General features: G+C 72.9%; 22 protein-coding genes. 11 read left to right on the top strand and 11 right to left on the bottom strand.

Annotated features, from left to right (window positions below; all coding sequences use genetic code 11):
* The first annotated feature begins 62 nt into the window (after nucleotides 1-62).
* The 5 genes from B7X32_RS02900 to B7X32_RS02880 are packed head-to-tail and all read left to right on the top strand — an operon-like array spanning nucleotide 63 to nucleotide 6,273.
* A complete protein-coding gene (locus B7X32_RS02900) occupies nucleotides 63-1,064 on the top strand; it encodes an alpha/beta hydrolase (RefSeq protein ID WP_292715767.1) in 1,002 nt (333 codons plus the stop codon).
* Nucleotides 1,061-2,059, top strand: a complete 999-nt coding sequence (locus B7X32_RS02895; RefSeq protein WP_292715764.1) for an alpha/beta hydrolase fold domain-containing protein — start codon at nucleotides 1,061-1,063, stop codon at nucleotides 2,057-2,059. The genes B7X32_RS02900 and B7X32_RS02895 overlap by 4 nt, the downstream gene beginning before the upstream one ends.
* Nucleotides 2,056-3,357, top strand: a complete 1,302-nt coding sequence (locus B7X32_RS02890; RefSeq protein ID WP_292715761.1) for an MFS transporter — start codon at nucleotides 2,056-2,058, stop codon at nucleotides 3,355-3,357. Before B7X32_RS02895 ends, B7X32_RS02890 begins: the two co-directional genes overlap by 4 nt.
* Nucleotides 3,354-5,018: a CocE/NonD family hydrolase gene (locus tag B7X32_RS02885; protein WP_292715758.1), complete on the top strand. Its 1,665-nt coding sequence runs from the start codon at nucleotides 3,354-3,356 to the stop codon at nucleotides 5,016-5,018. Before B7X32_RS02890 ends, B7X32_RS02885 begins: the two co-directional genes overlap by 4 nt.
* 4 nt (nucleotides 5,019-5,022) lie before the next feature.
* On the top strand, nucleotides 5,023-6,273 hold the full coding sequence (locus B7X32_RS02880; protein ID WP_292715755.1) for an amino acid permease: 1,251 nt from the start codon (nucleotides 5,023-5,025) through the stop codon (nucleotides 6,271-6,273).
* Here B7X32_RS02880 and B7X32_RS02875 read toward each other — a convergent pair.
* Nucleotides 6,227-7,015: a helix-turn-helix domain-containing protein gene (locus tag B7X32_RS02875; protein WP_292715753.1), complete on the bottom strand. Its 789-nt coding sequence runs from the start codon at nucleotides 7,013-7,015 to the stop codon at nucleotides 6,227-6,229. The two genes, B7X32_RS02880 and B7X32_RS02875, sit on opposite strands and share 47 nt — an antisense overlap.
* Before the next feature lie 116 nt (nucleotides 7,016-7,131).
* Here B7X32_RS02875 and B7X32_RS02870 point away from each other — a divergent pair, with 116 nt between their 5' ends.
* Nucleotides 7,132-7,656, top strand: coding sequence for a VOC family protein (locus tag B7X32_RS02870; RefSeq protein WP_292715751.1), 525 nt, complete (start codon nucleotides 7,132-7,134; stop codon nucleotides 7,654-7,656).
* Here the strand turns inward: B7X32_RS02870 and B7X32_RS02865 are convergent.
* The 4 genes from B7X32_RS02865 to B7X32_RS02850 all read right to left on the bottom strand — a co-directional run bounded on the left by B7X32_RS02865 (nucleotide 7,637) and on the right by B7X32_RS02850 (nucleotide 11,832).
* The gene (locus tag B7X32_RS02865; RefSeq protein ID WP_366246937.1) at nucleotides 7,637-8,446 is read right to left on the bottom strand and encodes an SGNH/GDSL hydrolase family protein; all 810 of its coding nucleotides are present in this window, start codon (nucleotides 8,444-8,446) and stop codon (nucleotides 7,637-7,639) included. The two genes, B7X32_RS02870 and B7X32_RS02865, sit on opposite strands and share 20 nt — an antisense overlap.
* A 106-nt stretch (nucleotides 8,447-8,552) precedes the next feature.
* Nucleotides 8,553-9,821 (bottom strand): ATP phosphoribosyltransferase regulatory subunit, encoded by a 1,269-nt coding sequence (locus B7X32_RS02860; protein ID WP_292715785.1) that lies wholly within the window; start codon nucleotides 9,819-9,821, stop codon nucleotides 8,553-8,555.
* 48 nt (nucleotides 9,822-9,869) lie between these two features.
* Nucleotides 9,870-10,625 carry a MazG family protein gene (locus B7X32_RS02855; RefSeq protein WP_292715745.1) on the bottom strand — a complete coding sequence of 252 codons (756 nt, stop codon included), beginning with the start codon at nucleotides 10,623-10,625 and terminating at the stop codon, nucleotides 9,870-9,872.
* Nucleotides 10,615-11,832, bottom strand: a complete 1,218-nt coding sequence (locus B7X32_RS02850) for a Na+/H+ antiporter NhaA (RefSeq protein ID WP_292715742.1) — start codon at nucleotides 11,830-11,832, stop codon at nucleotides 10,615-10,617. Before B7X32_RS02850 ends, B7X32_RS02855 begins: the two co-directional genes overlap by 11 nt.
* 279 nt (nucleotides 11,833-12,111) lie before the next feature.
* Between B7X32_RS02850 and B7X32_RS02845 the strand changes: the two genes are divergently transcribed.
* Both B7X32_RS02845 and gdhA read left to right on the top strand, forming a co-directional pair.
* Nucleotides 12,112-14,706 (top strand): phosphoenolpyruvate carboxylase, encoded by a 2,595-nt coding sequence (locus B7X32_RS02845; RefSeq protein WP_292715782.1) that lies wholly within the window; start codon nucleotides 12,112-12,114, stop codon nucleotides 14,704-14,706.
* Nucleotides 14,707-14,847: 141 nt separating this feature from the next.
* The gene (gene gdhA / locus B7X32_RS02840) at nucleotides 14,848-16,218 is read left to right on the top strand and encodes an NADP-specific glutamate dehydrogenase (RefSeq protein WP_292715739.1); all 1,371 of its coding nucleotides are present in this window, start codon (nucleotides 14,848-14,850) and stop codon (nucleotides 16,216-16,218) included.
* Between the two features lie 111 nt (nucleotides 16,219-16,329).
* Here the strand turns inward: gdhA and B7X32_RS02835 are convergent, their stop codons facing one another.
* Entirely contained in the window at nucleotides 16,330-17,217 is an 888-nt protein-coding gene (locus tag B7X32_RS02835; RefSeq protein WP_292715737.1) for a helix-turn-helix transcriptional regulator, read from the bottom strand.
* Nucleotides 17,218-17,318: 101 nt separating this feature from the next.
* Between B7X32_RS02835 and B7X32_RS02830 the strand changes: the two genes are divergently transcribed.
* A complete protein-coding gene (locus B7X32_RS02830; protein WP_292715735.1) occupies nucleotides 17,319-18,092 on the top strand; it encodes an SDR family oxidoreductase in 774 nt (257 codons plus the stop codon).
* Between the two features lie 59 nt (nucleotides 18,093-18,151).
* Here B7X32_RS02830 and B7X32_RS02825 read toward each other — a convergent pair whose 3' ends face one another.
* From B7X32_RS02825 to B7X32_RS02815, 3 genes are read right to left on the bottom strand one after another with little or no spacing between them, the layout of a single operon-like run.
* On the bottom strand, nucleotides 18,152-21,121 hold the full coding sequence (locus tag B7X32_RS02825; protein WP_292715733.1) for an aminotransferase: 2,970 nt from the start codon (nucleotides 21,119-21,121) through the stop codon (nucleotides 18,152-18,154).
* A 37-nt stretch (nucleotides 21,122-21,158) separates the two neighbouring features.
* The gene (locus tag B7X32_RS02820) at nucleotides 21,159-21,755 is read right to left on the bottom strand and encodes a gamma carbonic anhydrase family protein (protein WP_292715730.1); all 597 of its coding nucleotides are present in this window, start codon (nucleotides 21,753-21,755) and stop codon (nucleotides 21,159-21,161) included.
* A 23-nt stretch (nucleotides 21,756-21,778) separates the two neighbouring features.
* Entirely contained in the window at nucleotides 21,779-21,937 is a 159-nt protein-coding gene (locus B7X32_RS02815) for a hypothetical protein (RefSeq protein WP_292715727.1), read from the bottom strand.
* Nucleotides 21,938-22,063: 126 nt separating this feature from the next.
* On the opposite strand from B7X32_RS02815, the gene B7X32_RS02810 reads away from it, so the two are divergent.
* Both B7X32_RS02810 and B7X32_RS02805 read left to right on the top strand, forming a co-directional pair.
* Nucleotides 22,064-22,492: a hypothetical protein gene (locus B7X32_RS02810; protein ID WP_292715724.1), complete on the top strand. Its 429-nt coding sequence runs from the start codon at nucleotides 22,064-22,066 to the stop codon at nucleotides 22,490-22,492.
* 8 nt (nucleotides 22,493-22,500) lie between these two features.
* Nucleotides 22,501-22,914 (top strand): hypothetical protein, encoded by a 414-nt coding sequence (locus tag B7X32_RS02805; protein ID WP_292715721.1) that lies wholly within the window; start codon nucleotides 22,501-22,503, stop codon nucleotides 22,912-22,914.
* 6 nt (nucleotides 22,915-22,920) lie between these two features.
* On the opposite strand, the gene B7X32_RS02800 is transcribed toward B7X32_RS02805, so the two are convergent.
* A complete protein-coding gene (locus B7X32_RS02800) occupies nucleotides 22,921-23,481 on the bottom strand; it encodes an NUDIX hydrolase (protein WP_292715718.1) in 561 nt (186 codons plus the stop codon).
* On the bottom strand, nucleotides 23,478-24,392 hold a 915-nt coding region (locus B7X32_RS02795), incomplete at its 5' end, for a TRCF domain-containing protein (RefSeq protein WP_292715715.1). The genes B7X32_RS02800 and B7X32_RS02795, both read right to left, overlap by 4 nt.

The following is a 24,392-nucleotide window of genomic DNA, read 5'->3' as shown; positions in this document are numbered from 1 at the left end:
CCTCTTCATCGAAGTTCTTCGATTGCTCAGACTAGTCCGCAGCCCGTCGAAGGAGATGACCGATGCCGAGAGGCTCCCGCTACCGCCGCCCGATGCTCGACCGCGCCGTCGCGGCGCATGAGGCGAGGACCGCCGCGCTTCTCGCGCCCGAGCCGAGCGATCCCGCGGGACGGCGCCGCGTCGCCGGGGAGAACGACACCGCGGTCAGCGCGGCCCTGGGGATCGCGCCCCTGGACACCGCCACCGCGGAGCACACCGTGCCCGTCGCCGGCCACCCCGACGTGCGGGTGCGCGTCTACTGGCCCGGCCCCGATGCGACACCGCACGGCGCGGGGCTCCCGATCCTGGTGTACTTCTACGGCGGAGGCTTCACGATCGCCGGGATCGACTGGGTCTCGTGGGATGCGCGGTTCCGCGAGCGCGCGCGGGACGCCGGGATCATCATCGTCGCCGCGGACTACGCGCACGCGCCCGAGCAGCGCTTCCCCACCCAGCCGGAGCAGTGCTGGAGCGCGTGGGAATGGGTCTGCGCGCACGCGGAGGAGCTGGGCGGATCCCCCGACCGGCTCGCCGTGGGCGGCGCGTCCTCCGGTGGCGACCTGGCCGCGGCGGTCACGCTCATGAACCGCGACAGGGCAGCACGACCGATCGCCCTGCAGCTGCTGGAGAACCCGGCACTCGACCTCACGATCGGGCACGCCGACGCGCGCGGTGTCAGCGCGCGGATGCCGGGCGTCATCGTGCGCAAGGCCGGCCGGATGCTGGTGCGACAGTACATCGGCGACGATGCGAAGGCGGCCCGTGACCCGTACGCCTCGCCGCTGCTCGCCGACTCCCACGCCGGCCTTCCCCCGGCGCTCATCATCACCTCCGAACTCGATCCCCTCCGCGGCGACGGCGAGGCGTACGCCAGGGCGCTCTCCGATGCCGGAGTCGACGTCACCGCCGTGCGGTTCATCGGCCAGACCCACGGCTCCCTCGGCGCGACCGGCTTCGTCCCGGCCGCCGACGTCGCCCACCGCCTGATCGTGACCGAGCTGCGCCGGCTGCGCGCGGACTCATGAGCACCGCCGACATGCTCGCGCTCGACGCACCGGTACGGGACTGGCTCCGCCGGATCGACGAGATCGTCGCCGATCTGCCCGAGTACGGCTCCCCCGACCCCGCCGCGCATCGTCGGGCGGCCAGGATCCTGAGCGATCTGCTGGCCGCCGAGTTCACCGATCCGCCTCCCGCGGGGATCGAGGCGGAGGATCTGCAGCTCGCCGGCCTCGCCGGCCCTCTGCGCGCCCGGCGATTCCGCCCGGCCCGCCATTCCGGCCCCCTCCCGACCATGCTGTGGCTGCACGGCGGCGGCTGGATCGCGGGGACGATCGACGAGCTGCTCAATGAGAGCACGACCGCGGACCGCGCGCTGCGCTCCTCCGTGCAGATCGTGTCGCTCGAGTACCGCCTCGCGCCGGAGCACCCGTACCCCGCCCCCGTCGACGACGCCGTCGCAGCCCTGGTCGCCCTTCGCACCAGGGCGGGCGAGCTGGGCGTCGACCCGGAGCGTCTCGGCATCGGAGGCAACTCCGCCGGAGCCACGATCGCGGCATCCGCCGCCCTTCGGGAGCGGGACGCGGGCCGCCGACTGCATCATCAGGCGCTCGAGGTGCTGCCCGCCACGCTGCGCCCTCTCGCCGGTCTCTCCGAGCGGCGACGTCGTGCCTCCGGGATGGACGGCGCCGAGCTCCTCGCCGAGCTCTACCGCGCGGGCGCCACGCTGGCGGAGTGCTCGCCCCTCGACGCGGCCGATCATCGCGGCCTCGCCCCCGCGCTGATCCTCGCCGCCGAGTTCGATCCGCTCCGCGACGGCGCCGTCGCCTACGCCCGGACCCTGGAGGATGCGGAGGTCCCCGTGACCCTCCGCATCGGCGCCGGCCATGTCCACGGCTCCCCGGGACTCACCGCCTGGCAGGGCGCCCGCGAGTGGCGCGACGTGTTCGTCGCCGAGGTCGCCGCCGCCTACGCGTCCGAACACCCGCACCCGACCACCGACCCGAGAGGGAGACGATGATGTCCACCCATGCCGCAGACCCCGTGTTCCCCATCCCGCCCGCCGCCGCACTCGGCGACGACACCGTGCCCGGCGAGCGCCAGACCTGGTGGTTCTGGGTCGCGTTCGTCCTCACCTGGCTCGCGACCGGCATCGCCCAGGGCGTGGCAGGCGTCGCGGTGCCGCAGCTCCTCAAGGAGTGGGATCCGGACCAGGCGACGGGCAACCTCAGCATCGTGCTCACCGCGGGCGGCGCGGCGATCCTGGTCACCACGCCCGTCTTCGGGCGCCTCAGCGACCGCTCGCTGTCCCGTCTGGGCATCCGCCGCCCGTGGATCGCGGCGGGGGTGCTCATCGCCGCGATCGGCTACCTCCTGCAGGCGTTCGCGACCTCGCTTCTGGTGCTGGGGGCGGGCGCAGTGCTCGTGCTGGTCGGGTGGGGCGCCGTGTCGATGACGATCCACACTCTCTTCGCCGACCAGATCCGCCGCCGCATCCGCGCGATCATGTCCGCCGTGACGGGCGCCGCCACCACCGTGGGCATCTTCGGCGGCGTCGCGCTCGCCGGCGCCGTCGCGGGCACGGGGCAGATCGGCATGTTCCTCATCCCCGGCGGGATCGCCGTCGTGCTCGCGATCACCCTCTTCTTCGCGCTGCGCGACCTGCACCGCACGGTCCCCGCTGCGCCGCTCGACGGGCGCGGGGTGATCGAGACCTTCTGGCTGAGTCCGCGCCGCCACCCCGACTTCGCGTGGGCGTGGATCTGCCGCTTCTTCATGACCGCCTCCATCGTGTCGGTGACGAGCTACCTCTACCTCACGATCTCCAGCCGCTTCGGCATCGACGACCCGGCCCGGATCGCGGCCGTCCAGACCCAGGCGACGGCGGCGTTCACGATCATGAACCTCGTGCTGGCGTTCGTCTTCGGCGTCGTCTCGGACCGCACGGGGCGGCGCAAGCCGACCGTCGTGATCGGCGCGCTCACCAGCGCGGTCGGGCTCGTCGTCGCCGTCGCGGTCGGCGACGTCACCTTCTTCCTGATCGGGATCGGGATCGTCGGCGCCGGCCAGGGCGCCTACATCGCCGCCGACGTCGCGCTCATGACCGAGTGCCTGCCCTCGACCGAGGACGCCGGCAAAGACCTCGGCATCGTGGCGCTCGCCTACCTGCTGCCGGGCATCCTGGTGCCCGTGTTCGCCTTCTTCGTGACGCGCATCGGCTCGCCCACGGGGGAGAACTTCGTCGCGCTCTACGCGGGGGCGGTCGTGATGGCGCTGTTCGCGGCCTTCGCGGTCACCCGGGTCAAGGCCGTGCGATGACGAGGGACGATCGGCTCCCCTGGACGGCACGCGCCGAGTACCGTCGACTGCGCTCGGCCCCGGACATGCCGCCGCGGACCCATGCGGTCGTGCACCGGACCTCGGGCATCGCCGTGCCGGCGGACGACGGCGTCCCGCTGCTCACCGACCACTGGGCGGCGGACGACGCGGGCCCGCACACGGTGCTCATCCGCACGCCCTACGACCGGAACGGCGCCGCCGCCGTGGCGCGCTTCCTCGCGGAACGCGGGCATCACGTGGTGGTGCAGAGCTGTCGCGGCACCTTCGGGTCCGGCGGTCGCTTCCGACCGCTGCACGACGAGGTCGCCGACGGGCAGGCGACGCTGCGCTGGCTGCGCGCGCAGCCGTGGGCGACCGGCCTCGTGCACTCCTGGGGCGGCAGCTACTTCGGGGTGACGCAGTGGGCGTACTGCGACGGGGAGCTCCGTCCCGACGCGATGGGCATCGCGGTGTCGGCCCGGCGCTTCGACGAGGCGATCCTCTACCTCGGTCGCGGCTTCTCGATCGACACTCCGCTCGCGTGGGCGTACGCGCTCGGGGTCCAGGAACGCCGGCTGCCGGCACGCCTGTGGAGGCTGCTGCGAGCGCGCGGGGCCCTCACGCGGGGCGCACGCACGGTGCCGCCGTCCGATGCCGTGCCCGCGGCGCTCGGCGACGACCCGCAGTTCTTCCGCGACTGGGTCGAGCACAGCGATCCCGGGGACCCCTGGTGGGATCCGCTGCACTTCGCCTCTAATCCCGCAGCGGTGCCGCCCGTCACGCTGCTGGCCGGGTGGCAGGATCTCTTCCTCGTCGGGCAGCTCCAGGACCACGCCACGCTGCAGGGCGCCGGTGTGCGGACGCGCCTGATCGTGGGCGACTGGATCCACGGCGCTCCCGAGATCACCGTGATCGGGGTGCGCGAGGCGCTGCGGGCGTTCGACGGCGAGCCCGAGGCGGCTCCGGTGCGCGTCGAGATCAGCGGGGGCGGCGGCTGGCGGGATCTGGCCGCCTGGCCGCCGCCGAGCGCTCCGCATCCGCGGGAGTTGACCGCCGACGGCCGGCTCGTCGCTCCCGGGACCACCCACGAGGGCGCCGCCCTGACGTCTCGCTACGACCCCGCCGATCCCACCCCCGACGCCGGCGGCCGCACGCTCAACCCGTTCAGCGCCGGGCGCCGCGATCAGCGCCGCCGTGAGAGCCGCGACGACGTCCTGGTGTTCACGGGCGAGCGACTCCCTGACCCGCTGCTGGTCATGGGTGCGCCGGAGATCGCGCTGACGCTCGCCTCCACGAACCCGCAGGTCGACGTCTTCGTGCGCCTGTGCGAAGTCGACGGGCGGGGGACCTCCCGCACCGTCACCGATGGCTATCTGCGGCTGTCGCCGCAGGCCGCGCCGGGCGAGCCGCGCCACGTCCGCGTCGTGCTCGCACCGATCGCCCACCGCTTCGCCGCGGGCAGCCGTCTCCGGGTGCAGGTGTCCTGGGGCGCGCACCCGCTGCATCTGCGCAATCCGGGAACCACGGATCCGGTGCGCGACCACTCGCGCCTGGTGGCCAGCACCCAGACGCTCTTCCTCGGCGGCGCGACGCCCGCCGTGCTCACCGTGCCGCTCGCGGAGGACGTGGCATCCGCCGTTCACCCAGGCGTGCCACGATGACGGGGTGCCCCTCGCCCGCCGCCTGACGCTCGCCGACGCCGTCGCGATCGGCCTCGGATCGATGATCGGCGCCGGGGTCTTCACCGTCTGGGGCCCCGCCGTGGGCGCCGCCGGATCCGGACTCCTGATCGCCCTCGTGCTGGCGGGCTTCGTGGCGTTCTGCAACGCCACCTCGTCCGCGCAGCTCGCCGCCGTGCATCCGGTCTCCGGCGGCACGTATGCATACGGCCGTGCGGAGCTCGGACCGTGGTGGGGCTTCACCGCCGGCTGGTGCTTCGTGATCGGCAAGCTCGCGAGCTGCGCCGCCATGGCGATGACGGTCGCCGCCTACGTCGCCCCGGCGGGATGGCAGAAGCCCGTGGCGATCGTCGCGGTCGCCGCCCTCACCGCCGTCACCTGCGCGGGGGTGACGCGCACCGCCCGCGTCACCCAAGTGCTCGTCGCGCTGACGCTGGTCGGACTGATCGTGGTGCTCGCGGCGGCCGGGGCCGCCCTGCCGCAGGCCGCACCGGCGCCTCTCCCCTCCGGATCCCCCTACGGCGTGCTCCAGGCCGCGGGGCTGCTGTTCTTCGCCTTCGCGGGCTATGCGCGGATCGCGACCATGGGCGAGGAGGTGCGGGATCCGTCGCGCGTCATCCCGCGGGCGATCGGCATCGCGCTCATCGTCGCGCTCGCGGTCTACACGCTCGTCGGCGGCGCGGTCGTGCTGTCGCTCGGCGGCGCCGCGGAGGGCTCGTCCGCTCCCCTCGCCGACGTCGTCTCCGCGGCCGGGTGGACGGCCGCCTCGCCGGTGGTGCGGGTCGCCGCCGCGACGGCCGCGACCGGGGCGCTGCTCGCCCTGCTGTCCGGGATCGGACGCACCTCGCTCGCGATGGCGCGGGAGCGCGACCTCCCCCGATTCCTCGCCGCGGTCGATCCTCGGCACCAGGTGCCTCGGCGCGCGCAGCTGGCGGCGGGTGCCGTCGTCGCCGGGGTCGTGCTCCTCGCCGACCTGCGGGGAGCGATCGGATTCTCCTCGTTCGGTGTCCTGCTGTACTACTTCGTCGCGAACGCCGCCGCGCTCAGGCAGAGCGGTGCCGCCCGGCGGTACCCGAGACCGCTGCAGGTGCTCGGCGCCGTGGGGTGCGTCGCCCTGGCCGCGTCCTTGCCGCTGCGCTCGGTGCTGATCGGGGCGGCCGTGGTGCTCGCGGGCGTCGCCCTCCGCGCGATCAGGCTCCGCCGGGACCGGCGCCGGCACGATACGCCGACGGGGTGAACCCGAGTACCGCGCGGAAGTCGTTCGCGAGGTGCGACTGGTCCGCGTAGCCGAGGTCGGCCGCGACGGTCGCGAGATCCGTGCCAGGGTCGGACCGGATCCGCTCCGCCGCCTCCTGCAGACGGCGCCTCCGGATCATCGCGGCGGGAGACAGCCCCACGTGGCGATGCGCCATGCGCTGCAGGGTGCGCACCGAGACGGCGAGACGGGCCGCCGCCTGCTCGGGCGTGCGGACGTCGGCGGCCGACATGAGCAGCTCCGCCATCGCGTTCGCGTGCCGGCCCGGCGCCGAGACATCGCCGACGCGCTCGCGCAGCCAGGCGCAGAGCACGGCGACGGCCCGCTCCCGATGCCCTTCGCCCGAGGACATCGCGTGCGCGACCGCCTCCGGCAGTCCCGGTGCGGGGTACGCCTCCACCCGGTCGAGCAGGGCGGAGGGCGCCTCCGTGAGCGCCGCCACGGCGGCCGGTCGCAGCAGTGCGCCGACGGCCCACCCCCGGCCCGTCAGCTCCCGCGAGCTCGCGCGCGTGGTGGCGCCGGTCAGCACCGTGGCACCCGCTTCGACGACGAGGTTCAGCGCGGGGAACGACACGAGGTCCTGCCGCGACGAGCGACCGGGTTCGATGTCCCACTCGGGGATCCAGCACCACTCCACGAGCTCGGCGGCGTCGGCCGTCGGAGGGAGCCGGTGGAACTGCGGCAGGCGCGCCGGATACAGCACACCGCGCGTCGGATCGACCATCCCTCGAGCCTAGAAGGCGCCGCGGACATCCGCCGATCGCCGGACGCCCGCCGAACGACTCAACCTGGCGCGAATCTCCAAGAACCGCCTCCCGCACCGGGCCTAGCCTCGGGGTCATGAGCGAAGAAACCTCCACGACAGCGACCACGGGCGTCACCGGCCGGTACACGACGAACGGCCGGCCGAACTCGGCGACGTCCCTCACCCCCTTCCTTGCCATTCCCGATTCCCGGTCCGCGATCGAGTTCTACCGCGAGATCTTCGGCGCGCGCGTCGTCGAGATCACCGAGTTCGGCGGCGTGGTCGCGCACGCCGACCTCGACTTCGGCCTCGGCGTGCTGCAGCTGGGCGATCCCAACCCCGAGTACGGGCTCATCGCCGCGCCGGCCGGCGATGCCGACTGCTATTCGATGGGTCTCTACGTCCCCGACGTGGACGCGGTCGTCGAACGCGCGGTCGCCGCGGGCGCCACGGTCCGCGAGGCGCCGTCGACCTTCGTCTCGGGCGACCGCTACGCGAGCATCCGGGATCCGTTCGGCGTGCGCTGGTCGATCATGACGCGGGTCGAGGACCTCTCGGAGTCGGAGAGCGCCGCGCGGATCGCCGAATGGGCCGCGTCGTTCAGCGCAGCTGAGGGCTGAGCGCGCCTCCGACGGCAATCGCCGAAGCCTCCTCGGCCGCCGCCGCGACCGCCGGCAGCAGCGCCTCCGCGGTGCGGCGGTAGCCGAGGGCGCTCGGGTGGAACCGGTCGAGGCTGAACATCTCCTCCGGCTCGTCGAAGAACATCGGGCCCACCGCGCGCCGCAGGTCGACCGCGGTGGCTCCGTGCTCGATCGCGGCCTGCGCCTGTGCGGCCGCCAGCCGCCGCGACAGCCGCGAGGCGATCGAGCGCAGCGGCTGCGGAACGGCGCGCAGCGCCCCGAGGTCCGGGCAGGTGCCGACCACGACGCCGGCGCCGAGCGCGTGCAGCCACCCGATCGCGTCCTCGAGGTGCTGCACGGACAGCGAGACGGGGATCCGGTGGGTCACGTCGTTGCCGCCGACGACGATCACCGCGACGTGCGGCAGGTAGTCCGTCTCGAGCGACGCGAGCTGCGCGTCAAGATCCGGCGACTCGGATCCGACGATCGCGACCGTCCGCAGCCGCACCGGCCGACGCGTCCGCCGGGCGACGCCCTTGGCGAGCCGCCCGCCGAGGGTGTCCTTGCGCCGCTCGGCGCCGAGACCCGCCGCGAGCGAGTCTCCGAGCAGGAGCAGTTCGATCGGCTCCCCGCTCAGGCGCGGCCGCCAGACGCGGTCGGCGTCGATCGCGTCCTCCCCCAGCGGCTTGCCGATCCGGCGCCGGGCGATGCGCGCCTGACGCCTCAGCGCCAGCGGCACGGCGACCGCGGAGCCCGCGATCGCGAGTCCGGCGGCCCCGAGGAGTCCCACCGGGACGCCCCTGGATCGGGCTCGACGGCGATCAGCAGCGTCCATACGCCGATCAGATCGCATCGACATGAACGGCGCGTGACCGGCCGTGGACGAATCGGCGCCGTCAGGAGAGCGACTTGACCTCGAGCGCGTCGGAGGCGTCGCCCGCGCGCACGCCCGCGAACGCCGTGTAGCCGTCGGCCGCCGCGCGCTCGAGCAGCGCCTTGAGGTTCTTCGTGCGGCGCTCGAGGCGCACCCTGGCGCCGCCGGCGATAAGCGCGGCCTTGTGCGCGACGAGCTCCGAGACGGGCACGTCGGCGTCGTGCACGAGCACCACGGACCGCCCCGCCGCGTCATCGGCGGACTCCAGCAGGTCGACGATCCGCTCGAAGCCGATCGAGAAGCCGACCGCCGGCACCTGCTGCCCGAGGAAGCGCCCGATCATGCCGTCGTAGCGTCCGCCGCCGCCGAGCGAGTACGCCACGGAGGGGTGCGCGAGCTCCATGATGGTGCCCGTGTAGTAGCCCATCCCGCGCACGAGGAAGGGGTCGAACTGGAGCGGGATGGGATCGATGCCCTCGGCCGCGGGACGGGCCGCCGCGACGGCCTCGCCCAGGCCGACCAGGTGCGCGACGAGGTCGTCCGGAGCGTTCTCCGGGAGCGCCTTGCGGATCTGGCGCTCCCCGTAGGGGTTGTACTCGAGGGTCTGCGGACGGTGCAGGAAGGCCGCGAAGGCATCGACGGCGGACGCCGTCGCCGCGCGCTCGCGCAGCTCGGCGACGATGCCGTCCGCACCGATCTTGTCGAGCTTGTCGATCGTGATGAGCACGCCAGGGCGCTCGTCCTCGGCGAAGCCGAAGGAGTCGAGCATCCAGTCCAGGGCGCGGCGGTCGTTCACCCGGACCATGCCGCCGGTGAGCCCGAGCGCGTCGATCGTGTCGAGCGAGGCCACGATGAGCTCGGCCTCGGCGCGCGCCGAGTCATCGCCGATGATGTCGATGTCGCACTGCACGAACTGGCGGTAGCGCCCCTTCTGCGGCCGCTCGGCACGCCAGACCGGTCCGATCTGGATCGAGCGGAACACCCCGGGCAGCTGTCCGCGATTGGTCGCGTAGAAGCGCGCGAGCGGCACGGTCAGGTCGTAGCGCAGACCGAGGTCGCTGAGCGCGGCGGGATCCTCCGCGGCCTCGCGGATTCCCTCCGCGTCGAGTCCCCGGCGCAGGATGTTGAAGGACAGCTTCTCGTTGTCGCCGCCGATCCCCGCATGCAGCCGGTCGTACTCCTCGACGACGGGCGTCTCGATCTCGTCGAAGCCGTGCGCGCGGTAGCGCTCGCGGATGACGGAGAGCACGCGCTCACGGCGCGCCTTGTCGGCGGGGAGGACGTCGCGCATCCCGCGCGGAGGATTGACCGTTGCCACGGATCCATTCTTCCAGGTCCGTCAGACCGCCTCTGATCCCTCCGCGGATCCTTCTGCGGATCCCTCTGCGGCACGCACTTCGTCCTCGAGGAGCCTGATGCGCTCGCGCAGGGCGCGCTCGGCGTCCCAGCCGTGCGTGCGCGCCGCCACGACGAGCGCGAGCAGCCGATCGCCGAGCTCGGACTCGGTGAGCGGGACGGGCTCCGTCGGGGGTGCAGGGGTGGGGCCGACGATCGCCGGCGGCGCCTCGTCCCCGGCGTCCGCGGCGGGATCCTCCGAGACCTCGACGCCCGCCTTCGCGGCACGGCCCAGGATCTTCTGCGCGCGGGCGAGCGCGGGCATGCCAGGCGGGATGCCGTCCAGCACGCTGCGCCGCTCGTGCTTCTCCGCCGCCTTCGCGGCGTTCCAGTGCACGAGCACCTCCTCCGGCGTGCGGGCGATCGCATCGCCGAACACGTGCGGATGCCGGCGCGTCATCTTCTCGGTCACGGCGCGAGCGACGTCGTCGATGTCGAACGGATCCTCCGGATCCTGTGCCGCGATCGCCGCGTGGAACAGCACCTGCCAGAGCAGGTCGCCGAGCTCCTCGCGCAGTTCAGCACGATCGTCCCGCTCGACGGCGTCGATGAGCTCGGCCGACTCCTCGACGAGGTACGGCACGAGTTCGCGGTGGGTCATCGCCTGCGACCACACGCATTTCTCCCGCACCTGCCGCATGACCTCCGCGGCCGCCCGGAGCGGATCCGTCTCGGCAGGGGGCTCCTGATCAGCGCTCATCCCCGTACGCCTCCTCCTCGGTCGACTCGTCGGCCGGCTCCTCGTCTTCCGCATCGCCCAGGGCGCGGTGCACCTTCGCCCGCCAGGAGACCAGCGCGGCCGCCACGATCAGCGCGATCACCGATCCCAGCAGCACAGCGAGGATCGCCTGATCCCGCACCGCGGCGTCGTCCGCGAAGGCCAGGTTCGCGAGCAGCAGCGAGACCGTGAACCCGATGCCGCCCAAGGCGCCGGCCGCGAGCACGTCGGGGAACCGGATCGCCGGAGGCGCGCCCCGCGGGCGGATCAGCTGCGCGAGGGCGCCGAACACGCCGATGCCGATCAGCTTGCCGACCGGCAGCGCCACGAGGATCGCGAAGAACGCGGGCGACAGCTCGTCCAGCGGCACCTGCGGGATGACCACGAACGCCGCCACGAAGGCGAACAGAGGCAGCACGAGGCCGTTGACCCAGGGCTCCAGCGCATGGCGCGTCGGATCCGCCGCCCGCGGCGCCATCACCAGGCCCAGCATGACGCCCGCGATCGTGGCGTGCACGCCGGAGGCGGCGAACAGCCCCCAGGCGACGAGGCCGACGATCACCATCAGCACGGCGACGACCGGGGTCGCGCGCCCCCGCAGCTGCCGGCTCAGCACGGCGAAGACGATGACCGCGAGCACCCCGAGCCCCAGCAGCAGGAGGTTCAGCCCGTGCGCGAACAGCACGGCGATGAACACGATGCCGACGATGTCGTCGAGGATCGCGAGCGCCAGTAGGAAGGCGCGCACCGCCGAGGGCAGTCCGCGTCCGAACACCGCGAGCACGCCGAGCGCGAAGGCGATGTCGGTCGCGGTCGGGATCGGCCAGCCCGTCGCGCTCGGGTCGGAGCCGGCGATCCACAGGTACAGGGCGATCGGCACGAGGATGCCGCCTGCGGCGGCGATCGCGGGCTGGATCGCCACGCGCACGCTGTTCAGCTCGCCGCGGGTGAGCTCGTACTGGAGTTCGAGCGCCACGACGAAGAAGAAGATCGCGAGCACGCCGTCCGACACCCAGTGCGACACCGAGAGATCCAGCGCCGTGCCGGGGATCCCGAAGTGCGCGCCGAGGAGGCCCGAGATCGCGTCGTGGGTGGGAAGGTTCGCGAGGAGCAGCCCGAGCCCCGCGGTCGCCAGCAGCAGGATCGCAGGGAACTGCGGTGATCTCAGAAGGCGACTCGTCCGGCTCATCCCCTCCACCGTATCGCGCCCCCTACTTCCGCGAGACTCCAATTGGGCGACGAGACTGCATCTCCGGAGCGCAGTCTCGTCGCCCAGTTGGAGTCTCGCGGTCATGGGGCAGGGGCGGGGCAGGGGCGGGGCGGGGGCGGGGCGGACGGAACGGGGCGTCACGCGGTCGGCGGGTGGGCCGGGTCGGTTTACGCTCGAACCGTGACCCCCGACACAACCCACACTGAAGCCATCCGCATCGTCGGCCGGTTCGAGGCAGGGCGCGAGCTGCCCGAGGCGATGCGCGCCGATGTGCGCATGCTCGGTGCGCTGCTCGGCCAGGTGCTGCGCGAATCCGGCGGCGACGACCTGTTCGACGACGTGGAGCGCCTGCGCCAGGCCACGATCGAGGCCTACACCGACGAGTCCGCCGAGGCCTTCGACCGCGCGACCCGCATCGCCGAGGAGTTCTCGGTGCAGCGCGCCGACGAGGTGGCCAGGGCCTTCACCGCCTACTTCCACCTCGTGAACCTCGCCGAGGAGCACCAGCGCGTGCGGGTCCTCCGCGAGCGCGGCGACGACCCCACCTCCACCGACACGGTCGCCGGAGCCTTCGCGCAGCTGAGCGCCGAGGTCGGCGAGGACGAGGCCCGTCGCCGCCTGGCCGCGCTGCGGTTCCACCCCGTGTTCACGGCGCACCCCACCGAGGCCCGCCGCCGCGCGGTGTCCTCGAGCATCCGGCGCCTCGCCGAGCTGCTGAGCGCGCACGACGCCGCAGCCGAGGGCGGCCCCGAGGCGCACCGCGCCCGCCGGCGCATGCTGGAGGAGGTCGACACCCTGTGGCGCACCGCGCCGCTGCGCGCGCAGAAGCCGGCGCCGACCGACGAGGTGCGCACCGTCATGAGCGTCTTCGACGAGACGCTCTTCACGACCGTCCCGCACGTGTACCGCCGCATCGACGACGTGCTGCGCGGCGAGGAGTCCGGATCCTCCGCGCCGATCGTGCCCGCCTTCGTGCGCGTCGGCACCTGGGTCGGCGGCGACCGCGACGGCAACCCGTTCGTCACCGCCGCGGTGACCCGCGAGGCCGCGGCGATCGCGGCCGACCACGTCCTGCGCGGACTCGAGCGCGCCCTGGAGCGGATCGGGCGCACCCTGACCCTCGATGCCGAGGGCACGCCGCCCTCCGCGGAGGCGACCGCGCTGTGGGACGAGCTGCAGGCCGCCCACCCCGACGTCGCCCACGAGGTCGCCACCCGCTCGCCCTCGGAGCCGCACCGGCGGATCCTGCTGCTGCTCGCCCACCGCGTCGGGGTCACCCGTCGCGGCGATGAGGGCGGCTACACGGATCCCGAGCAGCTGCTCGGAGACCTCCGCACCGTGCAGTCGTCGCTCGAGACCGCCGGCGCCCACCGGCACGCGTTCGGCGGCGTGCAGCACCTCATCTGGCAGGTGCAGACCTACGGCTTCCACCTCGCCGAGCTGGAGGTGCGCCAGCACTCCCAGGTGCACGCCCGCGCGCTCGCGGAACTGGACGCGGCGGAGGGCGGATCCGGATCGCTCAGTGCCGAGACCGAGGAGGTGCTCGCGGTCTTCCGCGCCGTGCGGGACATCCAGCGCACCTACGGCCCGCGCGCCGCGGGCCGCTACGTCGTCTCGTTCACGCAGTCCGCCCAGGATCTCGCGAACGTGCACCTCCTCGCGCAGCACGCGTGCGCCGACGACGGGCCCGTGCTCGACGTGGTGCCGCTGTTCGAGACGTTCGCCGACCTGCAGGCCGCTCCGGGGATCCTCGCCGAGATCGTCACGCACCCGGCCTTCGCGGCGCGACTGGCCGCGACCGGTCGCCGCCTCGAGGTCATGCTTGGGTACTCGGACTCCTCGAAGGACGTCGGTCCCGTCGCCGCCAACCTCGCCCTGTACGAGGCGCAGGCCGAGATCGCCGCCTGGGCGCAGCGCGAGGGCATCGAGCTCACCCTGTTCCACGGCCGCGGCGGCGCCCTCGGGCGCGGCGGCGGACCGGCGAACTCGGCGATCCTCGCCCAGCCGCCGCACTCCGTGGACGGCCGGTTCAAGCTCACCGAGCAGGGCGAGGTCATCTTCGCGCGCTACGGCGAGCCCGCGATCGCGATGCGGCACATCGACCAGGTGACGGCGGCGACCCTGCTCGCTTCCTCCCCCGGCGTCGAGCAGCGCAACAGCGCCGCCGCGGAGCGCTTCGCCGAGGTCGCGGCGACCATGGATCGCGCCTCCCGCGATCGCTTCTTCTCGCTCGTGAAGGCGGACGGCTTCGCCCCGTGGTTCGCGACCGTCACCCCGATGGAGGAAGTCGGGCTGCTGGCCCTCGGCTCGCGACCGGCCCGCCGCGGGCTCTCGGTCGAGTCCCTCGAAGACCTCAGGGCGATCCCGTGGGTGTTCGCATGGACGCAGGCCAGGATCAACCTTGCCGGCTGGTTCGGTCTCGGCACGGCGCTCGAGGCCGTCGGCGACGAGGAGCTGCTGCGCACGGCGTACCAGGAATGGCCGCTGCTGCGCACGATGGTCGACAACGTGGCGATGAGCCTCGCGAAGACGGATCCGCGCATCGCCCGGCGCTATCTCGGCCTCGGCGATCGCGACGACCTCGCGGGGCTCGTGCTCGAGGAGATGGAGCTCACGCGCTCCTGGGTGATCCGCCTCACCGGAGGCGAGCGGCTGCTGGAGAACAAGCCGATCCTGCAGCGCGCCGTCGCGATGCGCAGCCCGTACGTGGACGCGCTCTCGCTGCTCCAGTTGCGGGCTCTGCGCGGCCTGCGCGACGCCGACGAGTCCGCTCCGGCGCCGGATCCCGAACTGCAGCGCCTGCTGCTGCTCTCCGTCAGCGGAGTGGCCGCCGGTCTGCAGAACACGGGCTGACCCCCGGTTTCCGCGCCGTCGTCCTGCGGCGCGGGGCGGGTCGCGGGCCGGTTAGAGTGAGAATTCCGCCGTATCCGGCTTGTCGCGCACGACACGATCGACAGCGCTCGTCCCCGCTCCCCGTCAGAAAGCATCCCCCGCGTGACCGACACCCTCACCGCTGATTTCCATACCCTCTCGACGCTCGCCCAGCCCGTCTTCGAGGACGTCCTGGCACTGAATCCGAACGAGCCCGAATTCCACCAGGCCGTGCACGAGGTGCTGCACTCCATCGGACCGGTGCTCGAGCGCCACCCCGAGTACGTCGACGCGGGGGTGCTGGAGCGCCTCGTCGAGCCGGAGCGCCAGGTGATCTTCCGGGTGCCGTGGGTCGACGACCACGGCAAGCTGCAGGTGAACCGCGGATACCGCGTTCAGTACTCCTCGGTGCTCGGGCCGTACAAGGGCGGACTGCGCTTCCACCCGTCGGTGAACATCTCGATCATCAAGTTCCTCGGCTTCGAGCAGATCTTCAAGAACGCGCTCACCGGCCAGGGCATCGGCGGCGGCAAGGGCGGCTCGAACTTCGACCCGCACGGTCGCAGCGACGCCGAGATCATGCGGTTCTGCCAGTCCTTCATGAACGAGCTGTACCGCCATCTCGGCGAGCACACCGACGTCCCCGCGGGAGACATCGGCGTGGGCGGTCGCGAGATCGGCTACCTGTTCGGCCAGTACCGCAAGATCACCAACCGGCACGAGTCCGGCATGTTCACCGGCAAGGGCATCGGCTGGGGCGGGGCGCAGGTGCGCACAGAGGCCACCGGCTACGGCGCCGTGTTCTTCGCCCAGGAGATGCTGGCCGTGCACGGTCAGTCCCTCGACGGCAAGCGCGTGGGGGTCTCCGGATCCGGCAACGTCGCGATCTACGCGATCCAGAAGGCCGCGCAGCTGGGCGCCGTGGCCGTGACCGCCTCCGACTCCTCCGGATACGTGGTGGACGACGCGGGCATCGACGTGGACCTGCTGCGTCAGATCAAGGAGGTCGAGCGCGGCCGCATCGTCGAGTACGCGAAGCGCCGCCCTGGCGCCCGTTTCGTCGAGGGCGGATCCGTCTGGGAGGTGCCGGTGGACATCGCGGTGCCCTCCGCCACCCAGAACGAGCTCGACGGCGACGGCGCGGCCGCGCTGATCGCGAACGGTGTGCGCGCCGTCTCCGAGGGCGCCAACATGCCGAGCACCCCCGAGGCCGTCGCGGCCTTCCAGGACGCGGGCGTGCTGTTCGCGCCCGGCAAGGCCGCGAACGCCGGCGGCGTGGCGACCTCCGCCCTGGAGATGAGCCAGAACGCGGCACGGCAGCGCTGGGGTTTCGACGACAGCGAGCAGAAGCTGCGCGAGATCATGGGCGACATCCACCGCGCCGCGTTCGACGCCGCGGAGCGCTACGGCGTTCCAGGCGACTACGTCGCGGGCGCGAACATCGCCGGCTTCGAGCGCGTCGCGAACGCGATGCTCGCGCAGGGCGTGATCTGAGCCGCATCCGCTGAACGACGAAGCGCCGGTCCTGCCTCGAGCGGGCCGGCGCTTCGCGTCTCCGTGCGGTCGGTGCTCGCTGGCGTGCGGTCGGCGCTTGCCGGAATGCGGTCAGTGCTCGCCGGAGGGGGTGCGATCGAGGTCTTCGGCGAGGCGCGGGCGCCCGACGGCGCCGGCCGGCGCGCCGCTCGCCGCCCAGGATCCCAGCGTGCGCAGCGCGTCGGCCGTCCTCTCGTCGGCGGGCGTGTACGTCACGAGCATGAGCGCGAGCTCGTCGGGGAGCGCGAAGGTCTCGTAGTCGAGGCGGAGTCGCCCGATCTCGGGGTGGTCCACGAGCTTGCGGCCGTGGGTCTTCACGACCACCTCCTGCCGCGCCCAGGCGCGCACGAAGTCGTCGCTGCCGATGGTGAGCTCGCCGATCAGGGCGGCGATCTCCGGGGCGTCGGGGAGCAGCCCCGCCATGCGACGCAGATGGGCCGCCGTCTCGCGCGCGACCCTGTCCCATTCGGGGTAGTAGGCGCGCGAGGTCGGATCCAGGAAGACGTGACGGGCCATGTTGCGCGGCCCTTCGGGGAGTGCGATGAGGGCGTCGCCGAGCAGGTTCACGGCGAGCACGTCCATGGCGGGCCCGAGCACGAACGCGGGGACCTGCGGCATCGCGTCGAGCAGCGTCCTGAGTCCGGGACGCGTGCCGGGACCCGGGACCGCTCTGGCCGCCCGGAGCGGGGTCCCGGGGCGGGCGAGCACCCGGAGGTGGTCGCGCTCGACGTCGTCGAGGCTCAGCACGCGCGAGATCGCGTCGAGCACCTGGTCCGATGCCGCCCGGGCCCTCCCCTGTTCCAGGCGCACGTAGTAGTCGGGGCTGATCCCCGCCAGGAGCGCCACCTCCTCGCGCCGGAGGCCCGGCACGCGTCGCTGGCCGCCGGCGGGCAGACCGCGCTCCTCGGGTGCGACCCTTTCGCGCTTCGCGCGGAGGAACTCGCCGATCTCCGATGTCATGGTCCCAGTATCCCGGCTGCGCCTCGCACGAGGGTGGCCCTGCCAGACCCAGGTTCACCGGGACGTTCCGCCGGCGGATCCGCGTCCGCAGGCTGGTCGGCATGAACACTTCTTCTTCACTCCCCCTTTCCGGACGCATCGCTCTCGTCACGGGAGCCGGCAGCGGCATGGGTGCGGCGATCGCGGCGCATCTCGCGACGCTCGGCGCCTCGGTCGCCGCGCTCGGCCGCCGGGAGGACCGCCTCACGGCCCTTGCGACCGCCGCCGCCGACTCGGAGGCCGCAGGGCGGATCCTGGCCGTCCCTGCGGACATCACCTCCGACGCCGAGGTCGAGGCCGCCGTCGCGCGCATCCACCGCGACCTCGGCCCGGTCGACATCCTCGTCAACTCCGCCGGGGTGATGCTGCCCAATCCGCTCGCCGACGGCCGCGCCGACGAATGGGGCCGCATGATCGACACGAACCTCACCGGGTTGCTCCGCGTCACCCGCGCCGTGCTGCCCGACCTGACCGAGGGGGCCGACCGAGGACCGCGGGACATCGTCAACATCTCATCGATCGCCGCGCACGTCACCTTCCCGGACTACGCGGTGTACGCGGCGACGAAGGCGGCGGTGACCGCCCTGTCCGCCATGCAGCGCACCGAGGTGGCCCGCCACGGCGTGCGCGTCACGAACGTCGAGCCGGGGCTCACTCAGACGGAACTCGGCATGCACATCGGCAATGAGCGCCTGAGCGCCGAGCTCGCCTCGATGTTCGCCGCGATCGAGGCGATCTCGGCCGACGACATCGCCGACCTCGTGGACTTCGTCGTGACCCGCCCGGCGAACGTCAATCTGCGCCAGGTCGTGGTCCTGCCCACCCAGCAGGCGTGACGCCGGCGGAGACCGCCGGATCCAGGTGACGGACCCCTCCCCGTGGAATGAGGGGCCTGTCACCAGCCCTCGGCGAGCACCCGGTCCACCGCCGCCACGACCAGCTCGGCGCTGCGGGCCGTCAGGCAGAGCGGGGGCTTGATCTTCAGCACGTTGGAGCGCTCCGAAGTGGTCTGCACGATCACGCCCAGTTCGCGGAGCCGTTCGCAGATCGCGGCGGCCTCGGCGGCGGCCGGCTCCATGCTTTGCCGGTCCCGGACGAGCTCCACGCCCAGATACAGGCCCTCGCCGTGCACCGGGCCGATGAGCGGATGGCGCTCGGCGAGCGCCCGGAAGCCCTCGGCCAGACGAGCTCCCACGACGCGGGCGTTCTCCTGCAGGCCTTCCTCGGCCATCGCGTCGAGCACGGCGAGACCGACGCGGCAACTGAGCGGGTTCCCGCCCGCGGACGAGAAGAACTGCCCCTGCGCGGCGAGCGCATCGGCGACGCGCTTCGACGTGATCACCCCGCCGATCGGGTATCCGTTGCCCATCGGCTTCGCGATCGTGATGATGTCCGGCAGGACGCCGGACTGCTCGAATCCCCAGAACGAGGATCCCATCCGTCCGAATCCGACCTGCACCTCGTCGGCGATGCACAGACCGCCGGCGCCGCGCACCCGCGCATAGGCCTCCGACAGGTACCCCTCGGGAAGCATCACGCCCCCGGCGTTGCCGAGCACCGACTCGCAGATGAAGCCCGCCACCGGGCGGCCCTCGGCGGCGAGACGGTCGAGATCGGCGCCCAGATCCGCGGCGTAGAGCGCTCCCGTGCCCTCGCCGCGGTAGGTGCCGCGGAAGCGGTTGGGCACGTCCGCCACATGCACCCAGTCCGGGCGCGTGGCCAGGGCGTCGGGGTTGTCGTAGGCGCTCGTGGTCACCGCATCGCTGGCCATGGTCCAGCCGTGGTACGCCTCGCGCAGCGACACGACCGTCCTGCGCCCGGTGGCCGCCTGCGCGAGCCGGAGGGCGAGATCGACCGCCTCGGAGCCGCTGTTCACGAGCAGCACGGTGTCCAGCCGGTCGCCCGGCGCATCGGAGGGCCTGTCGGGCAGCAGCGCGAGGAGCCGCTCGCTGTACTCCGCGAGTTCGCGGTACAGGAACCGGGAGTTGGTGTTCAGGATCCGGATCTGCCTATTCACCGCCTCGGCGACGCCAGGGTGCCCATGGCCGAGCCCCGTCACGTTGTTGACCATGTCGACGTACGCACGGCCCGTGGTGTCCACGAGGTAGTGCCGCCAGCCGCGCTCGATCTGCGGAGGGCGCTCGTAGTAGCGCTCCTGCGCGCTCGCGAAGATGCGCGCCCGCCGGGCGAGCTCCTCCGCCGCATCGTCGGACTGGCTCAGCGCGGGCAGGCCGAGGATCCCCGCGGGGTCGCTCGAGAGCCGGCGCCAGGCCGGGACGCGGTCCGGCTCCACGAGGGGCGCGTCGTCCGCCTCGGCCGCGGGCGTCTCCGCACCGGCGGCGATGACGGTGACGACGAGGGTGCGCCGCCCTGCGCTCTCGGGCACCCATCCGATGCCGTCCCCCTGCACCACCGCGGCGCCGGTCTCCGGCGAGGCCTGCGCACCGCGGATCTCGCAGCGCGGGCCGTCCGAGGACAGGATGCGCACGACGCCGTCCGCCGACGCGACGATCGTCCCGGAGATCGGCGCCGCGAGCGCCAGGGGCGGGCCCGCCGGTAGATGGATCGCGGTGCCGACCGGCCAGGTCGCGGCCGCGTCCGTCGTGTCGACCGTCGTGCGCGTGAGCCGGTACACGCCGTAGGGCATGACGGCGGCCGCCGCACCGTCCGCGAGGGCGGTGCGGATGAGCCGGTCCTCCGCGTCGGGCGCGAGCCAGACGCCCGATGCGAGCGCCTCGGACTCCGTGCCGGGGTCCAGGACCACGACCTCGCCGGCGAGCCCGGGCAGAAGGGACGCGAGCGGAGCCGCGCCGTCCCCCGAGGAAGGCTCTGCCGCCGCGGACGGGAAGCCCAGCGCGGCGAGCACCTGCTCGACCGCCTCGACGAGCGGCACGGCGGTCGCGGCGTCGAAGATCGCCTGCTCCCCCGCGATCCGCTCCCTGGCGTAGGCGTTGTCGCCGTCGATCTCCAGCTGCCGCCAGCCGCTCGCGACGAGCAGCGCGGCACGCAGTGCGATGAGCGGCCAGACCGCCCTGGCCTCGGCCTCGCTCAACGGCGCCTCGGCGTGGAAGGCGGCGATGGTCTCGAGCACGCGCAGCGGGCGCTCCGGCTGATGATGCAGCATCGAGGACGCGCACACGGCGAGCTCGGCCACGCGCCACCCCAGGGCGAGATCCCCGAGGTCGAGCACGGTGCGGGGGTGCAGCCGGGCGTCCGCGCCGCGCACGCCCATGACGTTGTCGTCCGTGAGGTCGCCGTGGATGGGCTGCACCGGAAGCTCCGCGGCGACCGCCTGCAGCAGGCCCTCGGCCTCGGCGATCACGGGCGACACCCGCGCGCGCAGCGCCGGATCCGCGATCGACGGCAGCAGGGTCCTCGCCTCGTCCGCCGCCACCCGCATGTCCCACATCTGCGGACGGTCGAGCCCCGGGTGCTCCAGCCCGGCGAGAGCGTTCACGGACGCGGCGGCGAGGGATCCGAACTCCCGCAGCACGACCGGCGCGAAGTAGCCGGCGTCGACCATCGCCTCGCCCTCGGCGAAGGCGCTCCGCCGCACCGCGAAGCCGCGCCACCGCTGCGTCAGCGCGCCGTCTCCGCCCGGCAGCGCCGCGGGCACGGGCACGCCGGCGGTGCGGTAGGCGTCGAGCGCGGCGTGCTGGGCGTCCCTGGCGCTGTCCGGGAAGGCGGGGTTGTCGATCCGGAGCACGCTGCGGGATCCGTCGGGCGCGGTCAGCAGGAAGTTGCGGTCCTGATTGCTGCCGAGCTCGGATGCCGTGACGACGATGCCCCACAGGTCGCGCGCGATCGCGACGGCGTCGGAGGCGGTGACGTCGGGGCGCACGAGTCCCCCGGTCTGTTCTTGCACGGGCGATTCCTTCGTTCGGCGCGGGAGGGGGATCCGGTCAGAGCGCGTGGTCGTCGGCGTGCCGCGCGAGCGAGCGGGCATAGCGCTCGGTGAGCTGGACCATGAGATCGGGGGTCGAGCGGTCCACGCCGAAGACGTAGCCGGGGAAGTCCAGCTCGTGCTGCGCCTCCCAGATCTCCTCATGCCGCTCGGGCGAGAGGATGCGCACCGGGTCGCCGACCGCGACCCAGCCGATCGGCACGACGGTCTCGGGCGGCAGGGTCGTGCGCAGGTGCACGACGGCGTTGATGCGCACCTCGCTGCGCTCCCCGATCACGGCGCCGTTGAAGATCCGGGTGCCCGTGGCGAGGAAGACCTCCTCGGCGATGGTCGCGCCGGAGATGCTCGCCATCGGTCCCACCAGCACGTGGTCGCCGATGTGCACCGGGTTCGCCGCGGTGGCGCGGATGAGCGCGTTCTCCATCACGATCACGTGCTCGCCGAGCGTGATCGGGCCGCCCTCCGCCGTGATCACGGCTCCGTGCAGCACCTGGCAGTTCTCCCCGATCGTGACGTCTCCGGAGATCACGGCGGACGGCGCCACGACCGCGGTGTCGTGGATGCGGGGCCGAGCCCCGAGGTGCTCGTAGATCATGCCGCCAGACTAGCGGCGGTTCGTCAGCTCCTGCTGCGGTTGCCGCGGATCAGACCGATGACGAGGGTCGCGAGGAACAGCACGATCCCCAGGACGGCCAGCCAGACCAGGCCCTTGACGACGAAGCCGAGGATCGAGAGCCCGAGCCACACGATGAGCAGGATGATCAGAAGGGTCCACATGACTCCAGCCTGGCCACGGGGATCACCGGGGTCCACCCCGTTGACCGCGGCCCACGCGGTGCGCTACAGGCCTTCGCTCTCGCTCTCGGCGGTGCGATCACCGCCGAGGCAGGACAGAATGCGGACATGGATCATCCCGCACCCGCCACGGAGGTCGGCTACCGCCCTCTGCCCCTCCCCGACCCCGCACTCCGCTATGAGTACGGGCCGGACTCGGAACCCGACTCGCGCGTCCCGAGCGGAACGGTCGAGCACTTCGACATCGAGGACAGCCGGTCGTACCCGGGAACCACGCGTCGTGTCTGGGTGCACACGGCGGCCGGTCACGATGCGGGGTCGGCGTCCGCGGTGATGATCTTCAACGACGGCTGGTGGTACCTCGACCCCGAGGGCGATGTCAGGGCGGGAGTGGTCCTCGACAATCTCATCGCCCGGGGAGGCATTCCCCGCCTCGTGTCCGTCTTCGTCGATCCCGGAGTCTTCCGCACCGTCCGAACCCGAAGAACCGGAACGAGGAATACGACGCCGACGACCCGCGCTACGCCGATTTCCTGAGGGAGGAGGTGCTGCCGCTGGTCGCCCGTCGATGGAGCATCTCGGCCGATCCCGACGCGATGGGCATCTGCGGCGGAAGCTCCGGCGGCAATGCGGCCTTCACCACGGCGTGGCAGCGGCCCGACTCCCTCCGCCGCGTGATCGCCTTCAATCCGAGCTTCGCGCAGATGCCGGACGGCAACCCGTACCCTGCGCGCATCGCGGACGAGGACCGGCGTCCGCTGCGGGTCTTCCTCCACGCCGCGCAGCGCGACCTGCAGTGGAACGAGGCGGAGTCGAACTGGTTCGCGGAGTCCCTGGAGACGGCGGCGGCTCTGGCGCGGCACGGCTATGACCTGCGCCTCGTCGTGGGCGATGGCGGTCACAGCCCGAACCATGGCGGAGTGCTCCTGCCGGATGCCCTGCGCTGGCTCTGGCGCTGAGCGTCCTCAGATCCCGACGGGCGGCAGCAGTCCCTTCGCCGCGGCCATCGTGCGTGCGACGAGCAGCGTGGGATCCAGGATCTCGCCCTCGGCGATGAGGCGGTCGAGCTCGGCGAGCGGCATGCGCGCACTGCGCACCTGCTCGGCCGGATCGTCGGTCACGGCATGCCCGCGCCGCGCCGCCGTGGCGAGGAACAGGTGCGTCTTCCCGACGCTGCGCCCCGGGTTCATCGCGAAGACGTGCAGGGGCGTGAGCGCGTCGGCGATGAGCCCCAGCTCCTCCTCCAGCTCGCGCCGGGCCGCGGCCTCGGGCGACTCCGCCGACGTGCCGGTCCCGCCGGGCAGGTCGAGGATCCAGCGGTCGATCGGGTAGCGGTACTGCCGCGCCAGCACGACGTCGTCCCCGAGCACGACGAGCGTGGCGACCGTGTACGGCGCACTGCGATCGACCTCGTAGACCGCGCGTGCGCCACCGGGGAGCTCGACCTCGTCGGCGTCGATCCGCACGCGACCGCGGTGCACCTCGCGCGTGGACAGCCAGCGCCACCGCGGCTCTTCGGCGCTCATCCCGCGGTGCCCGTCGATGCGGCCACGGCGACCGGCGCCGCCGGGGCGGGCTCGGGGAACAGCGCGGTCAGCAGCTGGCCCGTCCATTCGACGGGGTCGACCCGATCGGCACCGGGCATCGGCACGACCAGCGCCTCTCCCCCGCCGACGAGCTTCGCCTGCGGATACAGCCGCTGCAGGCGCACCTTCATCGAGTCCTCGAACCGGGCGGGAGCGACCCGGAGGTTGGATCCCATCGCCACCACGTCGGTGAGGCCCGCGCGCGCGGCGCGGCGCCGCAGCCGGGCGATCGCGACGAGGCCCTCGACCTCGGCCGGCGGCGCTCCGTACCGGTCGGCGAGCTCCTCGACGACGTGGTCGATCGCGTCGTCCGCCGCGGTCGCGGTGGCCGCGCTGGACAGCTTCTGGTAGGCCTCCAGCCGCAGCCGCTCGCTGTCGATGTACGAGTCGGGGATCCGCGCGTCCACCGGCAGCTCCAGGCGCAGCTCGGCGCCGGTCTCGGTCTCCTCGCCGCGGAACGTCGCGACGGCCTCGCCGATCATGCGCAGGTACAGGTCGAATCCGACGCCCGCGATGTGGCCGGCCTGCTCCGCGCCCAGCAGGTTGCCCGCGCCGCGCAGCTCGAGGTCCTTGAGCGCCACCTGCATGCCGGATCCGAGGTCGTTGTTCACCGCGATCGTCTGCAGCCGGTCTGCCGCGGTCTCGCTCAGCGGCTTCATCTCGTCGTACAGGAAGTACGCGTAGGCACGCTCACGGCCGCGGCCTACGCGCCCGCGCAGCTGATGCAGCTGGCTCAGGCCGTAGCGGTCCGCCCGGTCGATGATGATCGTGTTGGCGTTGGAGATGTCCAGGCCGGTCTCGATGATGGTCGTCGAGACGAGCACGTCGAACTTGCGCTCCCAGAAGTCGTC

Origin of the sequence: Microbacterium sp. 13-71-7 (genome assembly GCF_002257455.1) — a bacterium.
Lineage (GTDB): Bacteria > Actinomycetota > Actinomycetes > Actinomycetales > Microbacteriaceae > Microbacterium.
This window is presented reverse-complemented; position numbering and strand designations above follow the sequence as displayed.